The 19,087-nt window shown below is 68.0% G+C and carries 18 protein-coding genes; 14 read left to right on the top strand and 4 right to left on the bottom strand.

Going from position 1 to position 19,087, the window contains the following annotated elements:
- The first annotated feature begins 77 nt into the window (after window positions 1-77).
- The 7 genes from OHB24_RS15315 to OHB24_RS15285 are packed head-to-tail and all read left to right on the top strand — an operon-like array spanning window position 78 to window position 8,395.
- Window positions 78-572, top strand: coding sequence for an NAD(P)H-dependent oxidoreductase subunit E (locus OHB24_RS15315; RefSeq protein WP_327639683.1), 495 nt, complete (start codon window positions 78-80; stop codon window positions 570-572).
- Window positions 569-2,080, top strand: a complete 1,512-nt coding sequence (locus OHB24_RS15310; RefSeq protein WP_327639682.1) for a formate dehydrogenase beta subunit — start codon at window positions 569-571, stop codon at window positions 2,078-2,080. Before OHB24_RS15315 ends, OHB24_RS15310 begins: the two co-directional genes overlap by 4 nt.
- On the top strand, window positions 2,077-4,899 hold the full coding sequence (gene fdhF / locus OHB24_RS15305) for a formate dehydrogenase subunit alpha (protein ID WP_327639681.1): 2,823 nt from the start codon (window positions 2,077-2,079) through the stop codon (window positions 4,897-4,899). The genes OHB24_RS15310 and fdhF overlap by 4 nt, the downstream gene beginning before the upstream one ends.
- Window positions 4,896-5,117 (top strand): formate dehydrogenase subunit delta, encoded by a 222-nt coding sequence (locus tag OHB24_RS15300; RefSeq protein WP_327639680.1) that lies wholly within the window; start codon window positions 4,896-4,898, stop codon window positions 5,115-5,117. Before fdhF ends, OHB24_RS15300 begins: the two co-directional genes overlap by 4 nt.
- Window positions 5,114-6,421, top strand: a complete 1,308-nt coding sequence (locus OHB24_RS15295) for a molybdopterin molybdotransferase MoeA (protein ID WP_327639679.1) — start codon at window positions 5,114-5,116, stop codon at window positions 6,419-6,421. Before OHB24_RS15300 ends, OHB24_RS15295 begins: the two co-directional genes overlap by 4 nt.
- Window positions 6,409-7,245, top strand: a complete 837-nt coding sequence (gene fdhD / locus OHB24_RS15290) for a formate dehydrogenase accessory sulfurtransferase FdhD (protein WP_327639678.1) — start codon at window positions 6,409-6,411, stop codon at window positions 7,243-7,245. Before OHB24_RS15295 ends, fdhD begins: the two co-directional genes overlap by 13 nt.
- A gap of 34 nt (window positions 7,246-7,279) precedes the next feature.
- Window positions 7,280-8,395, top strand: coding sequence for a MerR family transcriptional regulator (locus tag OHB24_RS15285; RefSeq protein ID WP_327639677.1), 1,116 nt, complete (start codon window positions 7,280-7,282; stop codon window positions 8,393-8,395).
- A 6-nt stretch (window positions 8,396-8,401) separates the two neighbouring features.
- Here OHB24_RS15285 and OHB24_RS15280 read toward each other — a convergent pair whose 3' ends face one another.
- Window positions 8,402-8,827: a MerR family transcriptional regulator gene (locus OHB24_RS15280; protein WP_327639676.1), complete on the bottom strand. Its 426-nt coding sequence runs from the start codon at window positions 8,825-8,827 to the stop codon at window positions 8,402-8,404.
- Window positions 8,828-8,836: 9 nt separating this feature from the next.
- Window positions 8,837-9,838 (bottom strand): aminotransferase class V-fold PLP-dependent enzyme, encoded by a 1,002-nt coding sequence (locus OHB24_RS15275; RefSeq protein WP_327639675.1) that lies wholly within the window; start codon window positions 9,836-9,838, stop codon window positions 8,837-8,839.
- Window positions 9,839-10,013: 175 nt separating this feature from the next.
- On the opposite strand from OHB24_RS15275, the gene OHB24_RS15270 reads away from it, so the two are divergent.
- Entirely contained in the window at window positions 10,014-11,051 is a 1,038-nt protein-coding gene (locus OHB24_RS15270) for an aldo/keto reductase (protein WP_327639674.1), read from the top strand.
- On the opposite strand, the gene OHB24_RS15265 is transcribed toward OHB24_RS15270, so the two are convergent.
- Window positions 11,052-12,173 carry a peptidoglycan-binding protein gene (locus OHB24_RS15265; protein WP_327639673.1) on the bottom strand — a complete coding sequence of 374 codons (1,122 nt, stop codon included), beginning with the start codon at window positions 12,171-12,173 and terminating at the stop codon, window positions 11,052-11,054.
- Window positions 12,174-12,265: 92 nt separating this feature from the next.
- On the opposite strand from OHB24_RS15265, the gene OHB24_RS15260 reads away from it, so the two are divergent.
- The 6 genes from OHB24_RS15260 (at window position 12,266) to OHB24_RS15235 (ending at window position 18,656) form a co-directional block, all read left to right on the top strand.
- Complete coding sequence (locus tag OHB24_RS15260; RefSeq protein WP_327639672.1) at window positions 12,266-13,276, top strand: LacI family DNA-binding transcriptional regulator; 1,011 nt, start codon at window positions 12,266-12,268, stop codon at window positions 13,274-13,276.
- A 92-nt stretch (window positions 13,277-13,368) separates the two neighbouring features.
- The gene (locus OHB24_RS15255; RefSeq protein WP_327639671.1) at window positions 13,369-14,658 is read left to right on the top strand and encodes an extracellular solute-binding protein; all 1,290 of its coding nucleotides are present in this window, start codon (window positions 13,369-13,371) and stop codon (window positions 14,656-14,658) included.
- Between the two features lie 11 nt (window positions 14,659-14,669).
- Window positions 14,670-15,611 (top strand): carbohydrate ABC transporter permease, encoded by a 942-nt coding sequence (locus OHB24_RS15250; RefSeq protein WP_327639670.1) that lies wholly within the window; start codon window positions 14,670-14,672, stop codon window positions 15,609-15,611.
- On the top strand, window positions 15,608-16,483 hold the full coding sequence (locus tag OHB24_RS15245; protein ID WP_327639669.1) for a carbohydrate ABC transporter permease: 876 nt from the start codon (window positions 15,608-15,610) through the stop codon (window positions 16,481-16,483). Before OHB24_RS15250 ends, OHB24_RS15245 begins: the two co-directional genes overlap by 4 nt.
- A gap of 21 nt (window positions 16,484-16,504) precedes the next feature.
- Complete coding sequence (arfA, locus tag OHB24_RS15240; RefSeq protein ID WP_327639668.1) at window positions 16,505-18,004, top strand: arabinosylfuranosidase ArfA; 1,500 nt, start codon at window positions 16,505-16,507, stop codon at window positions 18,002-18,004.
- A 25-nt stretch (window positions 18,005-18,029) separates the two neighbouring features.
- Complete coding sequence (locus OHB24_RS15235) at window positions 18,030-18,656, top strand: TMEM175 family protein (RefSeq protein WP_327639667.1); 627 nt, start codon at window positions 18,030-18,032, stop codon at window positions 18,654-18,656.
- On the opposite strand, the gene OHB24_RS15230 is transcribed toward OHB24_RS15235, so the two are convergent.
- Window positions 18,631-19,080: a GNAT family N-acetyltransferase gene (locus OHB24_RS15230; RefSeq protein ID WP_327639666.1), complete on the bottom strand. Its 450-nt coding sequence runs from the start codon at window positions 19,078-19,080 to the stop codon at window positions 18,631-18,633. The two genes, OHB24_RS15235 and OHB24_RS15230, sit on opposite strands and share 26 nt — an antisense overlap.
- Between the last annotated feature and the right edge of the window lie 7 nt (window positions 19,081-19,087).

Genomic DNA, 19,087 nt, shown 5'->3' with positions numbered 1-19,087 from the left:
GATTGATAGGTGCTGTCTATTAGGTGATAGGCAGCATTGCTTTGACCGTGGTGGATTGGCGACGGAATGTTGTATACATGACGAGTGAGGTCGTGGCCGCCGCCCCCGTCCCGGTCCCCGGGCGAGCCAGGAGAGTACGCGAGATCGCCGAGGAATTGCGCGGTCTTCGTGGTGCGCTGATACCGATCCTGCACGCGGTGCAGGAGGAGTTCGGGTACGTCGACCAGCCCGATGTCGCGGTGATCGCCGACGTACTGAACCTCGCGGTCGCCGAGGTGCACGGCGTCGTCACGTTCTACAAGGACTTCCGGCGTAAGGCGGCCGGACGCACCACCGTCGCGATCTGCCAGGCGGAGGCGTGCCGCTCGGTCGGCGCGGTCGAACTCGCCGAGCACGCGAAACGCACGGTCGGCTGTGGGTTCGGCGAGACGACGTACGACGGCCGCCTCACCCTCGAAGAGATCTACTGCTTCGGCAACTGCGCCCTCGGCCCAGCAGTCCAGGTCGCCGGCAAGCTCCACGGCCGAGTCACCGCAACCCGCCTGAACGCCCTCCTCGGGGAGGCCCGATGACGGTGCGAGTGTTTGTACCGCGCGACTCGGCCGCTTGCTCTGTCGGAGCGGACGAGGTTGCCGAGCGGATCGCCGCGGCTGGTGGTGCTGAGGTTGTCCGCACCGGGTCTCGCGGGATGCTGTGGTTGGAGCCGTTGGTAGAAGTCGAGACGGCCGCGGGACGGGTGGGGTACGGACCTGTTGCGCCGGAGGATGTGGACGGGCTGATTGCCGCCGGGATGCTGTCCGGTGGTGGCGACTCGCTCGGGCTCGTCGAGGAGTTGCCGTGGATGAAGCGGCAGCAGCGGCTGACGTTTCAGCGGGTGGGCGTGGTCGATCCGTTGTCGACCGCGGACTACGTGGCGCACGGCGGGACGCGCGGTTTGCTAGCAACGCTAGCGATGACACCGGCCGACGTGGTCGAGACCGTCGTCGACTCGGGTTTGCGGGGACGTGGCGGGGCCGGATTCCCGACCGGGATCAAGTGGCGGACGGTCCTCGGCGCCGACGCGGACCTCAAGTTCGTGTGCTGCAACGCGGACGAGGGCGACTCCGGCACGTACGCGGACCGGATGCTGATCGAGGGCGACCCGTTCACCCTGATCGAGGGGATGACGATCGCGGCGTACGCCGTCGGCGCCGCGGAGGGCTACGTCTACCTGCGCTCGGAGTACCCGGACGCGGTCGCGACGCTCAAGGACGCGATCGAGCGAGCGCGTGACGAAGGCTGGTTGGGGCCGGACATTCTCGGCTCAGGGTTCGGCTTCGACCTGCACGTCCGGGTCGGCGCGGGTGCGTACATCTGCGGCGAAGAGACCTCGATGCTCGAGAGCCTGGAGGGCAAGCGCGGCATGGTCCGCGCGAAGCCCCCGATCCCTGCTCTGGAAGGGCTTTTCGGTCGCCCGACCGTCGTCAACAACGTGTTGTCGTTGGCAACGGTCCCGACGATCCTGGCGCACGGAGCCGCAGAGTATGCGGCGTACGGCACCGGCCGCTCGCTCGGCACCAGCGTCTTCCAGCTCGGCGGGAACGTCGCCCGCGGCGGGATCGTCGAGACCGCGTTCGGGATCACGCTCGGCGAGCTGGTGAACGACTTCGGCGGCGGTACGTCGTCGGGGCGGCCGATACGGGCCGTCCAGGTCGGTGGTCCGCTCGGCGCCTATCTCCCGGTCGAGCAGTTCGACCTGCCGATGGACTACGAGGCGTTCGCGGCGGCCGGTGCGATGGTCGGGCACGGCGGGATCGTGGTGTTCGACGAGACCGTGGACATGGCGGCGATGGCGCGGTTCGCGTTCGAGTTCTGCGCGGCCGAGTCGTGCGGCAAGTGCACGCCGTGCCGGGTCGGCGCCGTCCGCGGCGTCGAGACCATCGACCGGATCGTGTCCGGCACCGACCGCACAAAGAATCTGGTCGTTCTCGAGGACCTGTGCGAACTCATGACCGACGGCTCGCTCTGCGCAATGGGCGGCCTCACCCCGATGCCAGTACGCAGCGCCGTCCGCCATTTCGGAGAGGACTTCCACGTATGAGCCTGCTCAAGGAACCTGACTTCGGTACGCCGGCCCGCGCCGGTGAAGCCACGACCTCGTTGACCATCGACGGCGTGACCGTTCAGGTTCCACCAGGGACGTCGGTGATGCGGGCGGCGAAGGAGGCGGGCGTCGACGTACCGAAGTTGTGCGCGACCGACAACCTGGAGGCGTTCGGGTCGTGCCGCCTGTGCGTGGTCGAGATCGACGGCGTGAAAGGTACGCCGGCCTCGTGTACGACGCCGTGCCGCGACGGGATGGTCGTCCGGACCCAGAACGAGCGGCTCGGGAAGCTGCGCCGCGGCGTGATGGAGCTGTACATCTCCGATCACCCGCTCGACTGCCTCACCTGCTCGGCGAACGGTGACTGCGAGCTGCAGGACATGGCCGGCGTCACCGGGCTGCGCGAGGTCCGCTTCGGCTCCGGCGTCGAGGCCGGCGCCAACCACATGGACCTGCCGACCGATTCCTCCAACCCGTACTTCGACTTCGAGGCGTCCAAGTGCATCGCGTGCTCGCGGTGCGTGCGCGCGTGTGACGAAGTACAGGGAACGCTGGCGCTGACGATCGAGGGGCGTGGGTTCGATTCCAAGGTCGCGGCCGGTGCCGGCGTGTCGTTCTTCGATTCGGACTGTGTGTCCTGTGGCGCGTGCGTGCAGGCCTGTCCGACCGCGACGTTGCAGGAGAAGTCGGTGGTCGAGCTCGGGATGCCGACGCGGACCGTGCTGACGACCTGCGCGTACTGCGGTGTCGGGTGCTCGTTCAAGGCCGAGCTCCGGGGTGACGAGCTGGTCCGGATGGTGCCGTACAAGAACGGCGGCGCGAACGAGGGCCACTCGTGTGTGAAGGGCCGGTTCGCGTTCGGGTACGCCTCACACCCGGACCGGGTGCTGGAGCCGATGGTGCGGAACACGATTTCGGAACCGTGGCGGAAAGTTTCCTGGGAAGAAGCGATCTCGTTCACCGCGAGCCGGCTCCGGGAGATCCAGGCCGCGCACGGGCAGGGCTCGATCGGCGCGATCACCTCGTCGCGAACCACGAACGAGGAGGTGTACGCGGTCCAGAAAATGGTCCGCGCAGTTTTCGGAAACAACAACGTCGACACCTGCGCGCGGGTCTGCCACTCGCCGACCGGGTACGGGCTGAAGCAGACCTTCGGGGAATCCGCCGGAACGCAGGATTTCCGTTCCGTCGACGAGGCCGACGTGATCCTGGTGATCGGGTCGAACCCGACCGACGCGCACCCGGTGTTCGCGTCCCGGATGAAGCAGCGGCTCCGGCAGGGCGCGCAACTGATCGTGATCGACCCGCGCCGGATCGACCTGGTCCGGTCGCCGCACATCGAGGCGGCGTACCACCTCGAGCTCAGCCCGGGCACGAACGTCGCGATCATCAACGCGCTCGCGCACGTCGTCGTGACCGAGGGCCTCGTCGACCGCGAGTTCGTCGCGAGCCGGTGCGAGGACTTCGAGGCCTGGGAGACGTTCATCGCGCAGCCCGAACACAGCCCGGAGGCAGTGGCCGAGATCGCCGGCGTACCGGCGGAGAAGATCCGCGAAGCGGCCCGGCTGTACGCGACCGGCGGGAACGCGGCGATCTACTACGGTCTCGGCGTCACCGAGCACAGCCAGGGCTCGACCATGGTGATGGGGATGGCGAACCTCGCGATGGCGACCGGCAACATCGGCCGGCCGGGCGTCGGGGTGAACCCGATGCGCGGGCAGAACAACGTGCAGGGCTCGTGCGACATGGGTTCGTTCCCGCACGAACTGCCCGGGTACCGGCACGTGTCGAACGAGGACGTCCGCGACATCTACGAGAAGTTGTGGGGTACGCCGATCCTCGACGAGCCCGGGCTGCGGATCCCGAACATGTTCGACGCCGCCATCGAGGGCTCGTTCAAGGCGCTGTTCGTCCAGGGCGAGGACATCGCGCAGTCCGATCCGAACACGCAGCATGTGTTCGCGGCGCTGGGTGCGCTGGAGTTGCTCGTCGTACAGGACCTGTTCGTCAACGAGACCGCGAAGTTCGCGCACGTGTTGTTGCCGGGGACATCGTTCCTGGAGAAGGACGGAACGTTCACCAACGCGGAACGGCGGATCAACCGGGTGCGGCCGATCATGGCGCCGCAGACCGGCAAGCAGGAGTGGGAGATCATCTGCGAGATCTCGCAGGCGATGGGCTACCCGATGCACTACGACTCGGCGGCGCAGATCATGGACGAGATCGCGGTGACGACGCCGACGTTCATGGGGGTGTCGTTCGGCAAGCTCGACGAGCTCGGGTCGATCCAGTGGCCGTGCAACCTCGAGCACCCGTCGGGTACGCCGATCATGCACGAGAACGAGTTCACCCGCGGCAAGGGACGGTTCATGGAGACCGTGTACGTGCCGACGTCGGAGCGGTCGACGCGAAAGTTCCCGTTGATCCTGACCACCGGGCGGATCCTGTCGCAGTACAACGTGGGGGCGCAGACCCGGCGTACGGCGAACGTCGCGTGGCATGCCGAGGACGTGCTGGAGATCCATCCGCACGACGCCGAGGTGCGCGGCATCACGCACGGGGACATGGTGGCGTTGTCGAGCCGGGTCGGGCGGACCGAGTTGCGCGCGACCATCTCGGACCGGATGCCGGTGGGCGTGTGCTACACCACGTTCCACCATCCGGTGAGCGGCGCGAACGTCGTCACCACGGAGAACTCCGACTGGGCCACCAACTGCCCCGAGTACAAGGTCACCGCTGTCCAGGTCGACCTGATCCCGGAGCCCGTCGCCGACGAGTCCACTCGTGAGCCTGTCGTTGCTGGTGGCAATCGATGAGCGGCGGCGTACCTCCGCACGTGCGGTTGGCGAACGAGATCGCCGCCCAGTTCGCACACCGTCCGCCCGCAGACGCCGCGACTGCCATCGCCAACCACATGAACGCCGTCTGGGACCCTCGCATGAAGCAGGCCCTGATCGCCCACGTCGCCTCCGGCGCCACCGACCTCGACCCCGCCGCAGCCCTGGCCGCCCAGCAACTCCAGGCCCCCGCATGACCCAGCCCGACGCGACCACGGCGGGCATACCGTCCGGCGTGCGGGATGGGTTCGACAAGCGGGAGTGGGTCGGAGAGGGTGGGCCTGTGGAGGACGGGCCTGGGCGTACAGCTGCTGAACGTCGGGCACGGCGGGATGAGGTTCCGTGGGACGTGGCTCGGGCGTTGGCGCATGCCGTGGCGCGACCGGGAGCCGTCGTACGGCGCGGGCTCGATGAGGCGGACGGGTGCGTGCTGGCGACGCCGCTGGTGTCGCCGGTTGCGGTGCCGCCGGTGGATCGGGCGGCGATGGACGGGTACGCCGTACGTGGTGCCGGGCCGTGGTGCGTGGTCGGTCAGGTGAAGGCCGGGACCGCGGATCCGGGTGAGCTGGCGGACGGTCAGGCGACCGGGATCGTCACCGGCGCGGCGATGCCGGCCGGGGCCACCTCCGTCGTGCGCTCGGAAGACGCCACCGTGACGGGCGACCGATTGCACGGACCATCCGAGGACGGGCGGCACATCCGGCGCGCGGGCGAGGAGTGCCGGCCTGGCGACCAGTTGCTGCCGGCAGGAGTTGTCATCGACCCGGCGGTCCTTGGGCTGGCCGCGACCCTCGGCCTCAACCGCCTGACGGTCATCGCCCCACCCACAGTCGCCGCCGTGATCACCGGCGACGAACTGGTCCGCCAAGGTCCGTCCACCCCCGGCCGAGTCCGCGACGCCATCGGTCCCATGCTCCCCGGCCTGATCACCCGCTCCGGCGCCGAACCAGCAGCTTCGGTGCTGCACTTGCCGGACTCGCTGGATCAGTTGGTGAGTGCGCTGCGGGAGACCCAGGCCGATCTCATCCTCGTCTCCGGCTCCTCCGCTTCGGGACCGGCCGATCATCTCCGGCCGGCGCTCAAGGCGCTGGGCGCCGAGCTGATCGTCGACGGAGTTGCTTGCCGTCCAGGGCATCCGCAAGCGCTCGCACAATTGCCGGACGGACGCCTCGTGATCGGCCTCCCCGGCAACCCGTTCGCCGCGCTTGTCGCGTTCCTCACGCTGGGCGTCGCAGCCATCACCCGCATGCGCGGCCTCCCACTCCCCGAGCTCACCAACATCGCAGTCCCCGGCGGCATCCCCTGCCACCCCACCAGCACCCGACTCGTCCCGGTCCGCCTCACCGCACAAGGCGCCGTACCCGTAGGCCACGGCGGCGCCGCCATGCTCCGCGGCCCCGCCACCGCCGACGCCCTCGCCGTAGTAGCCCCCGGCCCCGCCGAAGCCATAGCCGCCCGCCTCCTCCCCCTCAACCCCGGAGACCGGCCGTGGGGCGGTTGATTGCGCGGCGGCCGGTTGTGCGGGTTACGTCCGCCGGTAGCCGCCAGCGGCCCGACTCGATTGCGGTTGAGGAGCCGCTCGAGTTGCGGGTTGATGGGAAGGCGCTGGCCGTGACGATGCGGACGCCGGGGCACGACGTCGAGCTCGCGCACGGGTTTCTGCACACCGAGGGTGTGATCGGCAGCGTCGACGACATCCGCGACGCGCGGTACTGCGACTCCCGCGACGACGAGGGCCGCAATACGTACAACGTCCTCGACCTCGGCCTCGCGCCCGGCGTACCCGCGCCCGTCACCGGCGTCGAGCGCAACTTCTACACCACCTCGTCCTGCGGTGTCTGCGGCAAGGCGTCCCTCGACGCGGTCCGCACCAAGACCCGCCACTCCCCGGCCGAGGACGACGTCACCATCAGGTACGACGTACTCGCGACCCTCCCCGACGCGCTCCGTGCCAGGCAGCAGGTCTTCGACCGTACCGGCGGCCTGCACGCCGCCGGCCTGTTCACGCCGACCGGCGAGCTGCTCGTCGTCCGGGAGGACGTCGGCCGCCACAACGCCGTCGACAAGGTCGTCGGCTGGGCCTTGCTGAACGGCCGGATCCCCGCGCGCGGCCTGATCCTGATCGTCTCCGGCCGGACCTCGTTCGAGCTCGCGCAGAAGGCGGTGATGGCCGGCATTCCGATCCTCGGCGCGGTCTCCGCCCCCAGTTCGCTCGCCATCGACCTCGCCGCCGAGTCCGGCCTGACCCTGGCCGGCTTCATCCGCAACGGCAACCTGAACCTGTACAGCCGCCCGGAACGAGTCCTTCACCTACGACCCTCTTGACCCTCACGTGGCGTCAGGTTCCATAGTCGTTGCCGTGGACGATCACTGGACCGTGGGACGCGTGGCCGACCTGGCCGGCGTGAGCGTCCGCACGCTGCACCACTATGACGAGATCGGGCTCGTTCGGCCGTCGGCGCGAACCTCAGCCGGCTACCGGGCGTATTCGGCCGCCGACGTCGAGCGGCTGCGGGAAGTCCTTGCCTATCGACGGCTCGGCTTCGGGCTGCGGGAGGTCGGCGAGCTCGTCGGCGACCCGTCCACCGATGCGGCCGCGCGCCTGCGCCAACTACGCGGGCTGCTGGTGGAACAGCGTGATCGCACGGACGCCATGGTGAGAGCCATCGACAGGGAACTCGAGACACGGGCGAAGGGACTGAGGGTGACACCAGAGGAACAGTTGGAGGTACTCGGGGCGCGGCTGTACGACGTGATCGGCGGCGCCTACCCGGCGACACGGCGTACCGAGCCGCGGATCGCCGCACGGATCTGGGAGGCGCTCGGGGATGCGGAGACGGTGCTGAATGTCGGAGCGGGCACCGGATCCTACGAGCCTGCCGATCGCGACGTGACCGCGGTCGAGCCGTCGGAGGTCATGCGGAGTCAGCGGCCGGCCGACTCGGCGCCATGCGTGGCCGCCGCCGCGGAGAGCTTGCCGTTCGACGACGACTCCTTCGACGTCGCGATGGCCGTCTCGACCGTTCACCACTGGGCGGACCCGATCGCGGGACTGCGTGAGATGCGCCGGGTGGCCCGCCGCGTGGTGGTCTTCACGTTCGACACCGACGAGCCCGGCTGGCAGGACCGGTTCTGGCTCACCCGTGACTACCTGCCGGAGTTCGCCTCGGTCCTCGAGGGCTTCCCCTCGATCGCCGGGATGGGCGACGCGATCGATGCCCGCGCCGAGCCGGTACCCGTTCCGTGGGACTGCGCCGACGGCCTGTTCGAGGCCTATTGGCGCCGGCCGGAGGCATACCTGGAGGACCACGTTCGCCGCGCGATGTCGGTATGGACGAGGGTCGGGCCGGAGGCCGAGCAGCGCGCGGTACGAGGCCTCGGCGATGACCTGGCCTCCGGCCGGTGGGCCGAGCGCAACGGCGACCTGGTCGACCTCGACGCGGCAGACCTCGGCCTCCGCCTTCTCATTGCTTGAAGGTGATCAGGACGCTTCGCTGGCGGCCTGTGTGGACGGAGTCACCCACAGGCCGTCGGCGGTGCCGGCGTCCACGTGCTCCTGGTAGATGTCGACCTTCCAGGTGATCACGTTGAGGCACTCGTTGAGTTCCTCGATCTGCGCACGCACGTAGTCCTGATGGCTCTTGAGCAGGGCCAGCCGGTCCGCCTCGTTGCCGGCCCCCTGCCGGACCAGTTCGGTGTACTTGCGGATGGTGTCGAGCGGCATCCCGGACGAGCGGAACTTGATGCACATGTTCAGCCAGTCGACGTCGTCCTCGGTGTAGACGCGCCGCCCGTTCGACTCCCGCCGTACGGCGTCCGCGAGCAGTCCCTCACGCTCGTAGAACCGCAGCGCGTGCACGCTCAACCCGGTCCGCTCCGCGACCTGCCCGATGCTCAGTCCACCCATTCCCGCACCTTAACCCCGGAGCAAAGGCTTCAGCGCAGACAGAGCCTGCTGTACGTCGTCCTGGGTCGAGTAGATGTGGAAGGACGCGCGCAGCTTCCCGTCCCGTACGGCGGCCCGGATCCCGGCCGACGCGAACGCCTCCTGCGCCCCGGGCAGCCGCGTACTGACGATCGCACTGTTCGACGGCTCCAACCCGAGCCCCGCCCGGAACTCGTTCGCGAGTGCGAGGTTGTGCCGGTTGATCTCCTCGACGCCGATCTCCTCGATCAGCTCGAGGGCCGGCGCCGCGCCGACGAAACTGAACCAGGCCGGCGACTGGTCGAACCTCCGCGCGGCCGGATCGAGCTCCATCACCGGCCCGTAGTACGACCCGTGGACGTCGCGTGCGGCGTACCAGCCCGCCGCCGACGGACGGCAGCGCTCCTGCAACCGCGGCGACAGGTACCCGAGCGTCGCACCGCGCGGGGACATCAACCACTTGTAGCTGTGGGCGATCAGCGCGTCGACACCGTCGACCGTGATCGGATGCCAGCCGACCGCCTGGGTCGCGTCGATCACCACGAGCGCGTCGATCTGCTTGCTGGCAGCAACTACCGCGGGGAGGTCCAGGACGACGCCGGTCGACGACTGCACCGCACTCACCGCGACCAGATCGATCCCGGGCGTAATCGCGGCGACCACCTCGTCACCCGGTACGGCGATCACCTCGATGCCACGGTCCGCGTGCACCTGCCATGGGAACACGTTCGACGTGAACTCGACGTCGTCGGTCAGCACCTTCGCACCGTCGGGCAATGCGGCCGCGATCGGCGCCAGCGCCGCGGACACCGTGCTGCCGACGAACACGTTCGTCGACTCCGCCCCGACCAGTCGCGCGAACGACTCCCGGGTCCGCGTCGTCGACTCGTCCCACGGCTCCCAACTCGTCGCCCCGACTCGCCAATCAGCAAGCGCACCCTGCAACGCCTCCCACGCCGGCCGCGGCGGCAGCCCGTACGACGCAGTGTTCAACCAACCCGCCTCAGCATCCCAAAGCTCCGCAATCTCCACTCCCCCACCCTACGGACCCAACTTTGAGAAGCCACCAGCCATATTCCCACCCCGAAAACGGTCGGTGGCTTCTCAAAGTTGACCTAGAGGGCGGTCTAGGACTTAGCGTGCGGGCAGTGATTACGGAGGAGGGTTTATGCGTTATCGGGTGTTGGGTGGGACCGGGATCGAGGTCAGTACGCACTGTCTCGGGGCGATGATGTTCGGTGCGGTCGGGAACCCGGATCATGACGAGTGCGTCCGGATCATCCATGCCGCCCTGGATCAGGGGATCAACTTCGTCGACACCGCGGACATGTACTCCGCGGGCGAGTCCGAGACGATCGTCGGCAAGGCGCTGAAGGATCGCCGCGACGACGTCGTACTGGCGACCAAGGTGCATTTCCCGTTCACCGAGGGCCGGAACCGGAACGGGAACTCGCGGCGCTGGATCACCCGCGCGGTCGACGACAGCCTGCGCCGGCTCGACACGGACTGGATCGACCTCTATCAGATCCACCGGCCGGACCACACCACCGACATCGAGGAGACGCTGTGGGTGCTGAGTGACCTGGTCAGTGCGGGCAAGATCCGCGCGTTCGGGTGCTCGGCGTTCCCCGCGGAGGACATCGTCGAGGCGTACCACGTCGCGGACCGGCGCGGGTACGGGCGATTCCGGACGAACCAGCCGCCGTACTCGATGATGGCCCGCGGCATCGAACGCTCCGTCCTCCCGACCTGCCGCCGGCTGGGGATGGGTGTGCTGACGTACAGCCCGCTCGCCTTCGGGTTCCTGTCCGGGAAGGTCCGCAAGAACCAGCCGCTCGACCTGTCCGCCCGGGCCGCGCTCGCGCCCGATCGCTTCGACCCGGCACTGCCCGCGAACGCGGCGAAGTACGACGCCGTCGAGCAACTGGTCGAAGTTGCCGACGGCATCGGTATGACGCTGCCCGAGCTGGCAATGGCCTTCGTCACCACGCATCCGGCGGTCACGTCGGTGATCTCCGGGCCGCGCACGATGGAGCAACTCGAGGGCCTGATCACCGCCGCGGACCTGACGCTGGACGACAAGACCCTCGACCGGATCGACGAGATCGTGCCGCCCGGCACCGACGTGTACCGCGCCGATGCCGCCTGGCAACCGCAGTCCCTCGTCGACGTCACCCAGCGCCGCCGCGCCCTGTCCGAACGCTGACTACTTGCCTCCTTGGAGCGAAGTCCAGGTGACCGGGCCTACGACGCCGTCGACCACCAACTGTCTTGAGGTTTGGTAGTCCTTGGCTGCTGTTTCGGTCTGTGGACCGAACTGGCCGTCGATCGCGACCGTTCGCGCAAGGGCCGCGGTGAGTGCACGTTGCAGCCGGCGGACAGCCGCACCGGTCGAGTTCAGCCGGAGCGTCGGTTGGTCGCCGGCGGCAAGGAGTGCAGTCCACGTGGCCGCGCCGATCACGCCGTCGGAGGGCAAGTCGACCCTTGTCTGGAAGGATTTCGTGGCGTCAACGGTCGCGGTGTCGAAGGTGCCGGACGGTTCGTTGGTGCCACCAAGGAGACACTGCGCGGCGTTCACCGCGGCACCGGTCGAGCCGGACTGGATCGTCGGGTACGACGGGAAGTCCAGGTTCGTACTCGCACACGTCTGAGTGCTGTTCACGAACGCGTTCGCGGCCGCCTCACCCTTGCTCACCGCATCCGCCGCGTTCTCGATCGGAACGGACGTGACGCCGGGGAACAGGATGTAGGTGACCACCGCGCCGTCCACGCCGCCGGACGCCGGGTTCGGATTGATCCCGAGTTGCTGCGCCAGTTTGTACGAGCCCTCGCCGATGATCCCGGTCGGACCCTGATCGCCGACGACGGCGTACGCGACCTTGTCCTGGTACACGACCGCGGCGACGGTCGCGCCGCCGATACCCGCCGTACGGTAGTCCCAGATCGAGCTCGGCAACGGTACGACGATGAACGGCAGCCCGGCCGAGTTCAGCGGGCGTCCGTCGGACTGCTGCCACGACGTCTCCGGCTGGAACGACGGATCGGTGTTCTCGTTGCACTGCGTCGTCCGTTGCCCGTCGCAGTCGATGTCGAAGTCCGCGGTCCAGTGCACCGCGTCGCCGGAGCGGCAGACCGCGGCGGTCTTGGATCCGCCGGAGTCGTGGGCGTACTTCCCGTTCGACAGCTGCGACTCGCACGACGCTCTGGACCGGAGCTGGTCGGCGGTCGGGCCGGCCTGCTCGTCGGCCTGCGAATGTCTGAGCGGAACCAGCAATGCCAGCCCGGTCAAAGCCAGGGCAAGGCAGACCACAATCGATCGGCGAACCATCGCAACCTCCGAGGGGCGGAACGGAAGATGAAGGTTTTCGCCCAACACATTACAGATGGCGGTTACTATTTGACAGCCCTTACGCTGAGGCCATGGCTGTGACGATGCGCGATGTCGCGCGCAAGGCCGGCGTATCCCCGAAGACGGTCTCGAACGTGATGAACGGGTACCCGTACATCCGCGAGGAGACCCGGACCAAGGTGCTCGCGGCGATCGATGCCCTCGGCTACCGGATGAACCTGTCCGCCCGGAACCTCAAGTCCGGCCGGACCGGCGTCATCGCCCTCGCCGTACCCGAGCTGAGCAACCCGTACTTCGCCGAGCTCGCCGACGCGGCGATCGAGGCCGCCGGTGAGCACGGCCTGACGGTGATGATCGAGACCACCGGCGCGGACCGGGACCGCGAGCTGACCGCGCTCGCCCGGCCGCGGGGGCACCTCGTCGACGGCCTGCTGTACAGCCCGCTCGGCCTCGGACCGGAGGATGTCGACCAGCTGAAGACTCCGACACCGATGGTGCTGCTCGGCGAGCGGATCTTCCACGGTCCGGTCGACCACGTGATGATCGACAACGTCGAGGGCACCAAGGCCGTCGTCCGGCACCTGCTCGACCAGGGCCGGCGCAAGATCGCCGTGATCGGCATCCGTCCCGGCGAGGAGGTAGGCACCGCCGCCATCCGGTACGGCGCCTACGCCGACACGCTGGCGGAGTACGGCGTCGCCGTGCCGGCGGACCTGGCCGTGTCCGGTGGGAAGTGGCACCGCTCGAGCGGCGCGGACTCGATGGAGGAGCTGCTCGCGACCGGACAGAAGTTCGACGCCGTTCTCGCCCTGAACGACACGCTCGCACTCGGCGCGGTCCGGGCCCTCACCGCCCGCGGGATCCGGATCCCGGACGATGTCGCGGTGGCCGGTTTCGACAACATCGACGAGGCGAGCTACAGCAGCCCGACCCTGACCACGGTCGACCCGAACCGCGTCCACATCGCCCGGACCGCGGTCGACCTGCTGGTCCAGCGGATGGCCGGCGACGACTCCGAGCACCACGAGATCGTGGCGCCGTACCAGCTGCATATCCGCGAGTCCACGCTCGGCGTGCGCTGAGGTCTTGACGCCCCCAGACAGCTCATGCGATCTTCTACACCGATGTAGTACACCGATGTAAATCCGTGCTCCGCTTCCGCCCTGGAGGACAGATGCCCCCTGACCACGCCCTCTTTCGCCCGGGGCGTCGAGCAGTACTTGGTGGCCTGCTCGGCACCCTCGCCCTCACCGGTTGCGGCGCCCTCAACCCAAAGCCCAAGGTCCGCGAGTGGAACCTGTTCGGCGGCGGCGACGGCGCCCGCCTGCTGCAGATCCACCAGCAGTACGTCGCCGAGCACCCGGACGTCCTGTTCGAGGCGCACACGCTCGCCTGGGGTCCGCCGTTCTACACCAAACTCGCGATGTCCGCGGCCGGCGGCCGCTCTCCCGAGGTAGCGACCCTCCACCTGTCCCGGCTGAAGGGCTTCAGCCCGACAACGATGCTCGACCCGATCCCGGTGGACCTGCTCGCCGACGCCGGCGTCACCGAGTCCGACTTCCTACCGACGTCCTGGAACCGCGCGATCGTGGACGGCAAGTTGTACGCCGTACCGCTCGACACGCATCCGTTCGTCCTCTACTACAACACCGAGATCTGCAAGAAGGCCGGGCTGCTGGGCGCGGACGGGAAGATCAAGACCGTCCAGGGCGTCGACGCGTTCTTCGACATGCTGAAGGCGGTCAAGGACGTGACCGGCAAGTTCGGCGCATCGGTCGAGACCACCAACCCGTGGCGGTTGTGGTGGACGCTGTACGGGCAGCTCGAAGGGAAGTTCTTCGACGAGACCGGCACGCGGCTGATCCTCGACGACGCCAAGGCGCTGGAAGCCCTGAGCCTGATGGCCAAACTCGCCGCCGACGGGCTCACCCCGCGCTCGTCCAACTACTCGGCTCTGGTCGCGCAGTTCACCAACGGCGACGCCGGCCTGAGTTTCAACGGGGAGTGGGAAGTCACGACGTACCAGACCGCCAAGATGCCGTTCAGTATGGCGCCGTTCCCGGTCGTGTACGACGTGCCGAAGTACGCCGGTGACGCGCATACGTTCGTGCTGCCGCACCAGAGCAACCGCAACAAGGACGACACGAAGGCGACGGTCGAGTACATCGCCTGGATGCTCAAGCACAGTGCGGACTGGGCGGCGGGCGGCCACATCCCGGCGTACCAGCCGGTGGCGAAGAGCGAGGACTACCTGAAGCTCAAGCCGCAAGCGGAGTACCGCAGCGTCGCGCCGGACGTGCTGTTCGACCCGGACGCCTGGTTCAGCGGGTCCGGTGCGCAACTGCAGAACGAGGCCGCCGCTGCGTTCAGCGGTGTCTTCTCCGGTCAGGCGACGCCGCAGGCTGCGCTCGCGCAGTTCAAGGCCGCCACCCAGAAGCTCCTCGACACCCCGTCCCCGGTCTAAGGAGGTCGGTCATGGCCGTAGAGACACCACCGCGCGTCACCCCTGGTACGCCGTCGACCGCGGCGAAGGCGGGGACCGGACAGCCCTGGAAGGAACGCTGGGGCGGACTGTTCTTCGTGGCGCCGTTCCTGGTCCTGTTCGTCCTGTTCATGCTCTGGCCGATCGTCTCCGGCCTGTGGAACAGCTTCTTCAACACCAGCCTCGCCGGCGTCAAGCAGGAGTTCCTCGGTCTGCAGAACTGGCGGGACCTGTTCGGCGACCCGGCCGTCTGGTCGTCGCTCAAGAACACCCTCGTCTTCACCGCGATGAGCACGCCGCCGCTGGTGATCATCGCGCTCCTGATGGCGCTGCTCGCCAACCGCAAAGGCCTGCTCGGCTGGCTCCTGCGGTTCGCGTACTTCGCTCCGTTCGTCCTGCCGGCAACCGTCGTGACGCTGATCTGGGTGTGGATCTACCAGCCCGGGTTCGGCCTGGTGAACGGTCTGCTGACGGCCGGCGGGTTCGCCGAGATCGACTGGCTGAACACCGAGAACCGGGCGATGCTCGCCGTGGTGATCACGACCGTCTGGTGGACGGTCGGGTTCAACTTCCTGCTCTATCTGGCCGCCCTGCAAGGGATTCCGACCCAGGTGTACGAGGCTGCCGCGATCGACGGAGCGAACGGCAGGCAGCAGCTGTTCCGGATCACGCTGCCGTTGCTCAGCCGCACCACCGGGCTGATCGTCGTACTGCAACTGGTGGCGTCGCTGAAGATCTTCGACCAGATCTACCTGATGACGATCGGCGGCCCGAACCACGCGACCCGGCCGATCATCATGTACATCTACGAGACCGGCTTCACCAGCTACCGGATCGGCTACGCGTCCGCGATCTCGTACCTGTTCTTCGCGATCATCGTGATCGTCGCGGTCGCGCAGTTCAAACTGTTCTCCGGCCGAGGGGAGGCGGAATGACGACCGCAACGTTACCGGCGGCCAGGTCGTCGCGCAGCGGCCCGGTGAAACCACGTTGGACCTTCGGCGGGACCGCGAGCGCTGTCGGCGCCGTGATCCTCGCCGTCGTCTGGCTGGTTCCGTTGCTGTGGGCCCTCGACACCTCGCTCAAGCCAGAACCTGAGACCACCCGCGCCCCGATCACCTGGTTGCCGGAGGCACCGACCGCCGACGCCTACCGGAGTGTGATCGACCAAGGCGACCTGATCCGCTGGTTCTTCAACAGCACGATCGTGTCGGTCCTCGTGACGACGCTGACGCTGATCGTGTCGGTGCTGGCGGCGTACGGCTTCTCCCGGACCAAGTTCCCGGGGCGCAAGGTGCTGTTCGGCCTGATCATCGCCGGCATCCTGGTGCCGCCGCAGGTGCTGATCGTGCCGCTGTTCCAGGAGATGACCGGGCTCGGCCTGGTCGACACCTACTGGGGCATGGTGCTGCCGCAGGTGGTCGCGCCGGTGATGGTGTTCGTCCTGAAGAAGTTCTTCGACGGCATCTCCCGCGACTACGAGGACGCCGCCCGGGTCGACGGCGCGTCCCGCTGGCGGATCGTCTGGAGCGTGATGGTCCCGATGTCGCGACCGATCCTGGTCGCCGTCGGCATCTTCACGTTCATCGGGGCCTGGAACAACTTCCTCTGGCCCTTCATCGTGACCACCGACCCGTCAATGATGACGATCCCGGTCGGCCTCGCCAACGTGCAGGGCTCGTACGGCCTGCGCTACGCCCAGATCATGGCCTCCGCGGTCCTGGGCGGCCTTCCCTTGCTGATCGTCTACGCCTTGTTCCAGCGCCACGTCGTCCGCGGTGTGGGTGACGCGGGGATCAAGGGTTAGACACACGACAGGAGCAACCTGGTGCCCTCTGCCAATCTGACCATCGATCCGGCGTTCACGATTGCGCCCGTGAACCGCCGGACCTTCGGAACCTTCGTCGAGCACATGGGCCGGTGCGTCTACACCGGTATCTACGAGCCCGGCCATGCGACCGCCGACGAGGACGGTTTCCGCAAGGACGTCCTGGAACTGACCCGTGAGCTGGGTGTTTCCGTGGTCCGTTATCCCGGCGGAAACTTCGTTTCCGGCTACCGCTGGGAGGACGGCGTCGGCCCGCGCCCGGACCGGCCGCGGCGGCTCGACCTCGCCTGGCACAGTGTCGAGACGAACGAGTTCGGGCTGGACGAGTTCAGCCGCTGGTGCGTCAAGGCCGGCGTCGAGCCGATGATGGCGATCAACCTCGGGACCCGCGGTGTCCAGGAGGCGCTCGACCTGCTCGAGTACACGAACCATCCGGGCGGTACGACGTTGTCCGACCTGCGCGAGCAGCACGGCGCGTCGCCGTACGGGATCAAGCTGTGGTGCCTCGGCAACGAGTTGGACGGCCCGTGGCAGGTCGGGCACAAGACGCCGACGGAGTACGGACGGCTCGCGGCGGAGACCGCGCGGGCGATGCGGATGATCGACCGGGAGCTGCAACTGGTCGCGTGCGGCTCGTCGTCGTCGAAGATGCCGCTGTTCGGGACCTGGGAACGGGACGTGCTGCGGGAGACGTACGAGTTCGTCGAGTACATCTCCTGCCACGCGTACTACGGCAACGACAACGGCGACACGGCCTCGTTCCTCGCGTCCGCGGTGGACATGGACCACTTCATCGAGTCCGTGGTGGCGACCGCCGACCACGTCGGCGCGGAACTCAAGAGCAGCAAGAAGATCGGCATCTCGTTCGACGAGTGGAACGTCTGGTACGGCGAGCGCTCCCGCCGTACCGACGGACCGGGCGACCAGTGGGAGGTGGCGCCGCGACGGATCGAGGACGAGTACAACGTCACCGATGCAGTGGTCGTCGGCAACCTTCTGATCTCGCTGCTGCGGCACAGCGACCGGGTCGGTGTGGCCTGCCTCGCGCAGCTCGCGAACGTGATCGCGCCGATCATGACCGAGCCCGGCGGCGCGGCCTGGCGGCAGCCGACGTTCCACCCGTTCGCGATCACTTCCCGGCTCGCGGCCGGCCAGGTCCTGCGGGTCGAGACCGACTCCCCCGTCGTGACCACGGCGAAGTACGGCGAGGTCTCCGCCGTCGACGCGGTCGCAACCTACGACGACGGCAAGCTCGCGGTGTTCGCGGTCAACCGGTCGACCGAGGGTCCGATCGAGGTCACGATCGACGTCAGCCGGAGCGGAGTGACGACCATCGACGAGGCAGTGATCGTGCACGACGAGGACGGCCTGGCGACGAACACCCCCGCCCACCCGGACCGCGTCACCCCGCAACCGATCGACGCACGACTCGTCGACGGTCAGCTGACGATTACGCTGCCGGCGATCAGCTGGACGGCCCTTTCGCTGTCGACGAACTGACGAAGCGGGCTCAGACTGTGTCCCCGTGAGTACACAGTCTGACCTTGCCGAGACGAATCGTCTCGAAGCTTTCAGTGACGGCGTCTTCGCGATCGCGATCACCCTCCTCGTCCTCGAACTCCGCAGTCCCGAGCTCGAGGAGGGTGAGCGGTTGTGGCCGGCGCTGCTGCACGAGTGGCCGCAGTTCGCGGCGTACCTGACCAGCTTCGCGATCCTCGGCATCATGTGGGTCAACCACCACTCGATGTTCCGCCAGATCCAGCGCGCGGACCGCGGGCTGATGTTCCTCAACCTGTTGCTGCTGCTGTGGGTCACGTTGCTGCCGTTCCCGACCAGCATGTTCGCGGAGCACCTGGAAGACCCCACAATCAACGCCAACGTCGCCGCGGCCGTCTACAGCGCCAACCTGACCCTGGCCGCGATCGCGTTCAGCGCGATCTGGTGGCACGTGCTGCGCAAGCACCTCGTCGACCACGCCATGGACCGCGCCCAGATGCGGACGTCGCTGATCAGGTACTCGTTCGGCACCGTGATCTACGGAGCCTGTATCGGGGTGTCGTTCATCTCCGCCCAGGTGACGCTGCTGCTCGTCTTCCTGCTCGCGGTCTACTACGCTTTCGAGCAGGTCAGGACGCGCGGCGGAACTGCGTAATGTAGATGCCGGGGGCAACTTCTATCTCGGCGGTCGTGGTGTAGCCGCGGGACTTGTAGAGGTTGACGGCCGGGAGGTTGGCCGAGCCCGTGGAGACCAGGCTGACCGGTCGCGGCGCGATCCGGTCGAGGTGGTCGAGGAGGGCTCGGCCGTGCCCGCGACGGGCGTGCGCGGGGTCGACGATCAGCCGGCTGATCTCAACCGATTCTGCGTCGACCTCGTAGGCGACCGCGCCGACCAGGGTGTTCCCGTCGTACCGGCCGAGCCAGAGTTCGGTCGACGACATCAGGCCGTCGAGGTCCTCCTGGAGCGGCGGGATGCCGTCGAAGCCGATCAGCTCGGCCTCGACGGCGTACGCGGCGTGCTGGATCGTCAGCAGTCGCTCGGCGAGAGCGCGGTCGGTCAGGTCGAGCGGCGTGATCACCGGCTCA

Source organism: Kribbella sp. NBC_00482, from assembly GCF_036013725.1.
GTDB lineage: Bacteria > Actinomycetota > Actinomycetes > Propionibacteriales > Kribbellaceae > Kribbella.
The sequence above is the reverse complement of the archived record's forward strand: the minus strand, read 5'-3'. Positions and strand labels throughout refer to the sequence as shown.

Excerpts from the sequence above, each read along its gene's own strand:
- OHB24_RS15295 (WP_327639679.1), top strand. The coding sequence starts at position 5,114 with ATGACCCAGCCCGACGCGACCACGGCGGGCATACCGTCCGGCGTGCGG.
- fdhF (WP_327639681.1), top strand. The coding sequence starts at position 2,077 with ATGAGCCTGCTCAAGGAACCTGACTTCGGTACGCCGGCCCGCGCCGGT.
- OHB24_RS15255 (WP_327639671.1), top strand. The coding sequence starts at position 13,369 with ATGCCCCCTGACCACGCCCTCTTTCGCCCGGGGCGTCGAGCAGTACTT.
- OHB24_RS15250 (WP_327639670.1), top strand. The coding sequence starts at position 14,670 with ATGGCCGTAGAGACACCACCGCGCGTCACCCCTGGTACGCCGTCGACC.
- OHB24_RS15315 (WP_327639683.1), top strand. The coding sequence starts at position 78 with ATGACGAGTGAGGTCGTGGCCGCCGCCCCCGTCCCGGTCCCCGGGCGA.
- OHB24_RS15260 (WP_327639672.1), top strand. The coding sequence starts at position 12,266 with ATGGCTGTGACGATGCGCGATGTCGCGCGCAAGGCCGGCGTATCCCCG.
- OHB24_RS15310 (WP_327639682.1), top strand. The coding sequence starts at position 569 with ATGACGGTGCGAGTGTTTGTACCGCGCGACTCGGCCGCTTGCTCTGTC.
- OHB24_RS15300 (WP_327639680.1), top strand. The coding sequence starts at position 4,896 with ATGAGCGGCGGCGTACCTCCGCACGTGCGGTTGGCGAACGAGATCGCC.
- OHB24_RS15270 (WP_327639674.1), top strand. The coding sequence starts at position 10,014 with ATGCGTTATCGGGTGTTGGGTGGGACCGGGATCGAGGTCAGTACGCAC.
- OHB24_RS15245 (WP_327639669.1), top strand. The coding sequence starts at position 15,608 with ATGACGACCGCAACGTTACCGGCGGCCAGGTCGTCGCGCAGCGGCCCG.
- OHB24_RS15280 (WP_327639676.1), bottom strand. The coding sequence starts at position 8,827 with ATGGGTGGACTGAGCATCGGGCAGGTCGCGGAGCGGACCGGGTTGAGC.
- OHB24_RS15265 (WP_327639673.1), bottom strand. The coding sequence starts at position 12,173 with ATGGTTCGCCGATCGATTGTGGTCTGCCTTGCCCTGGCTTTGACCGGG.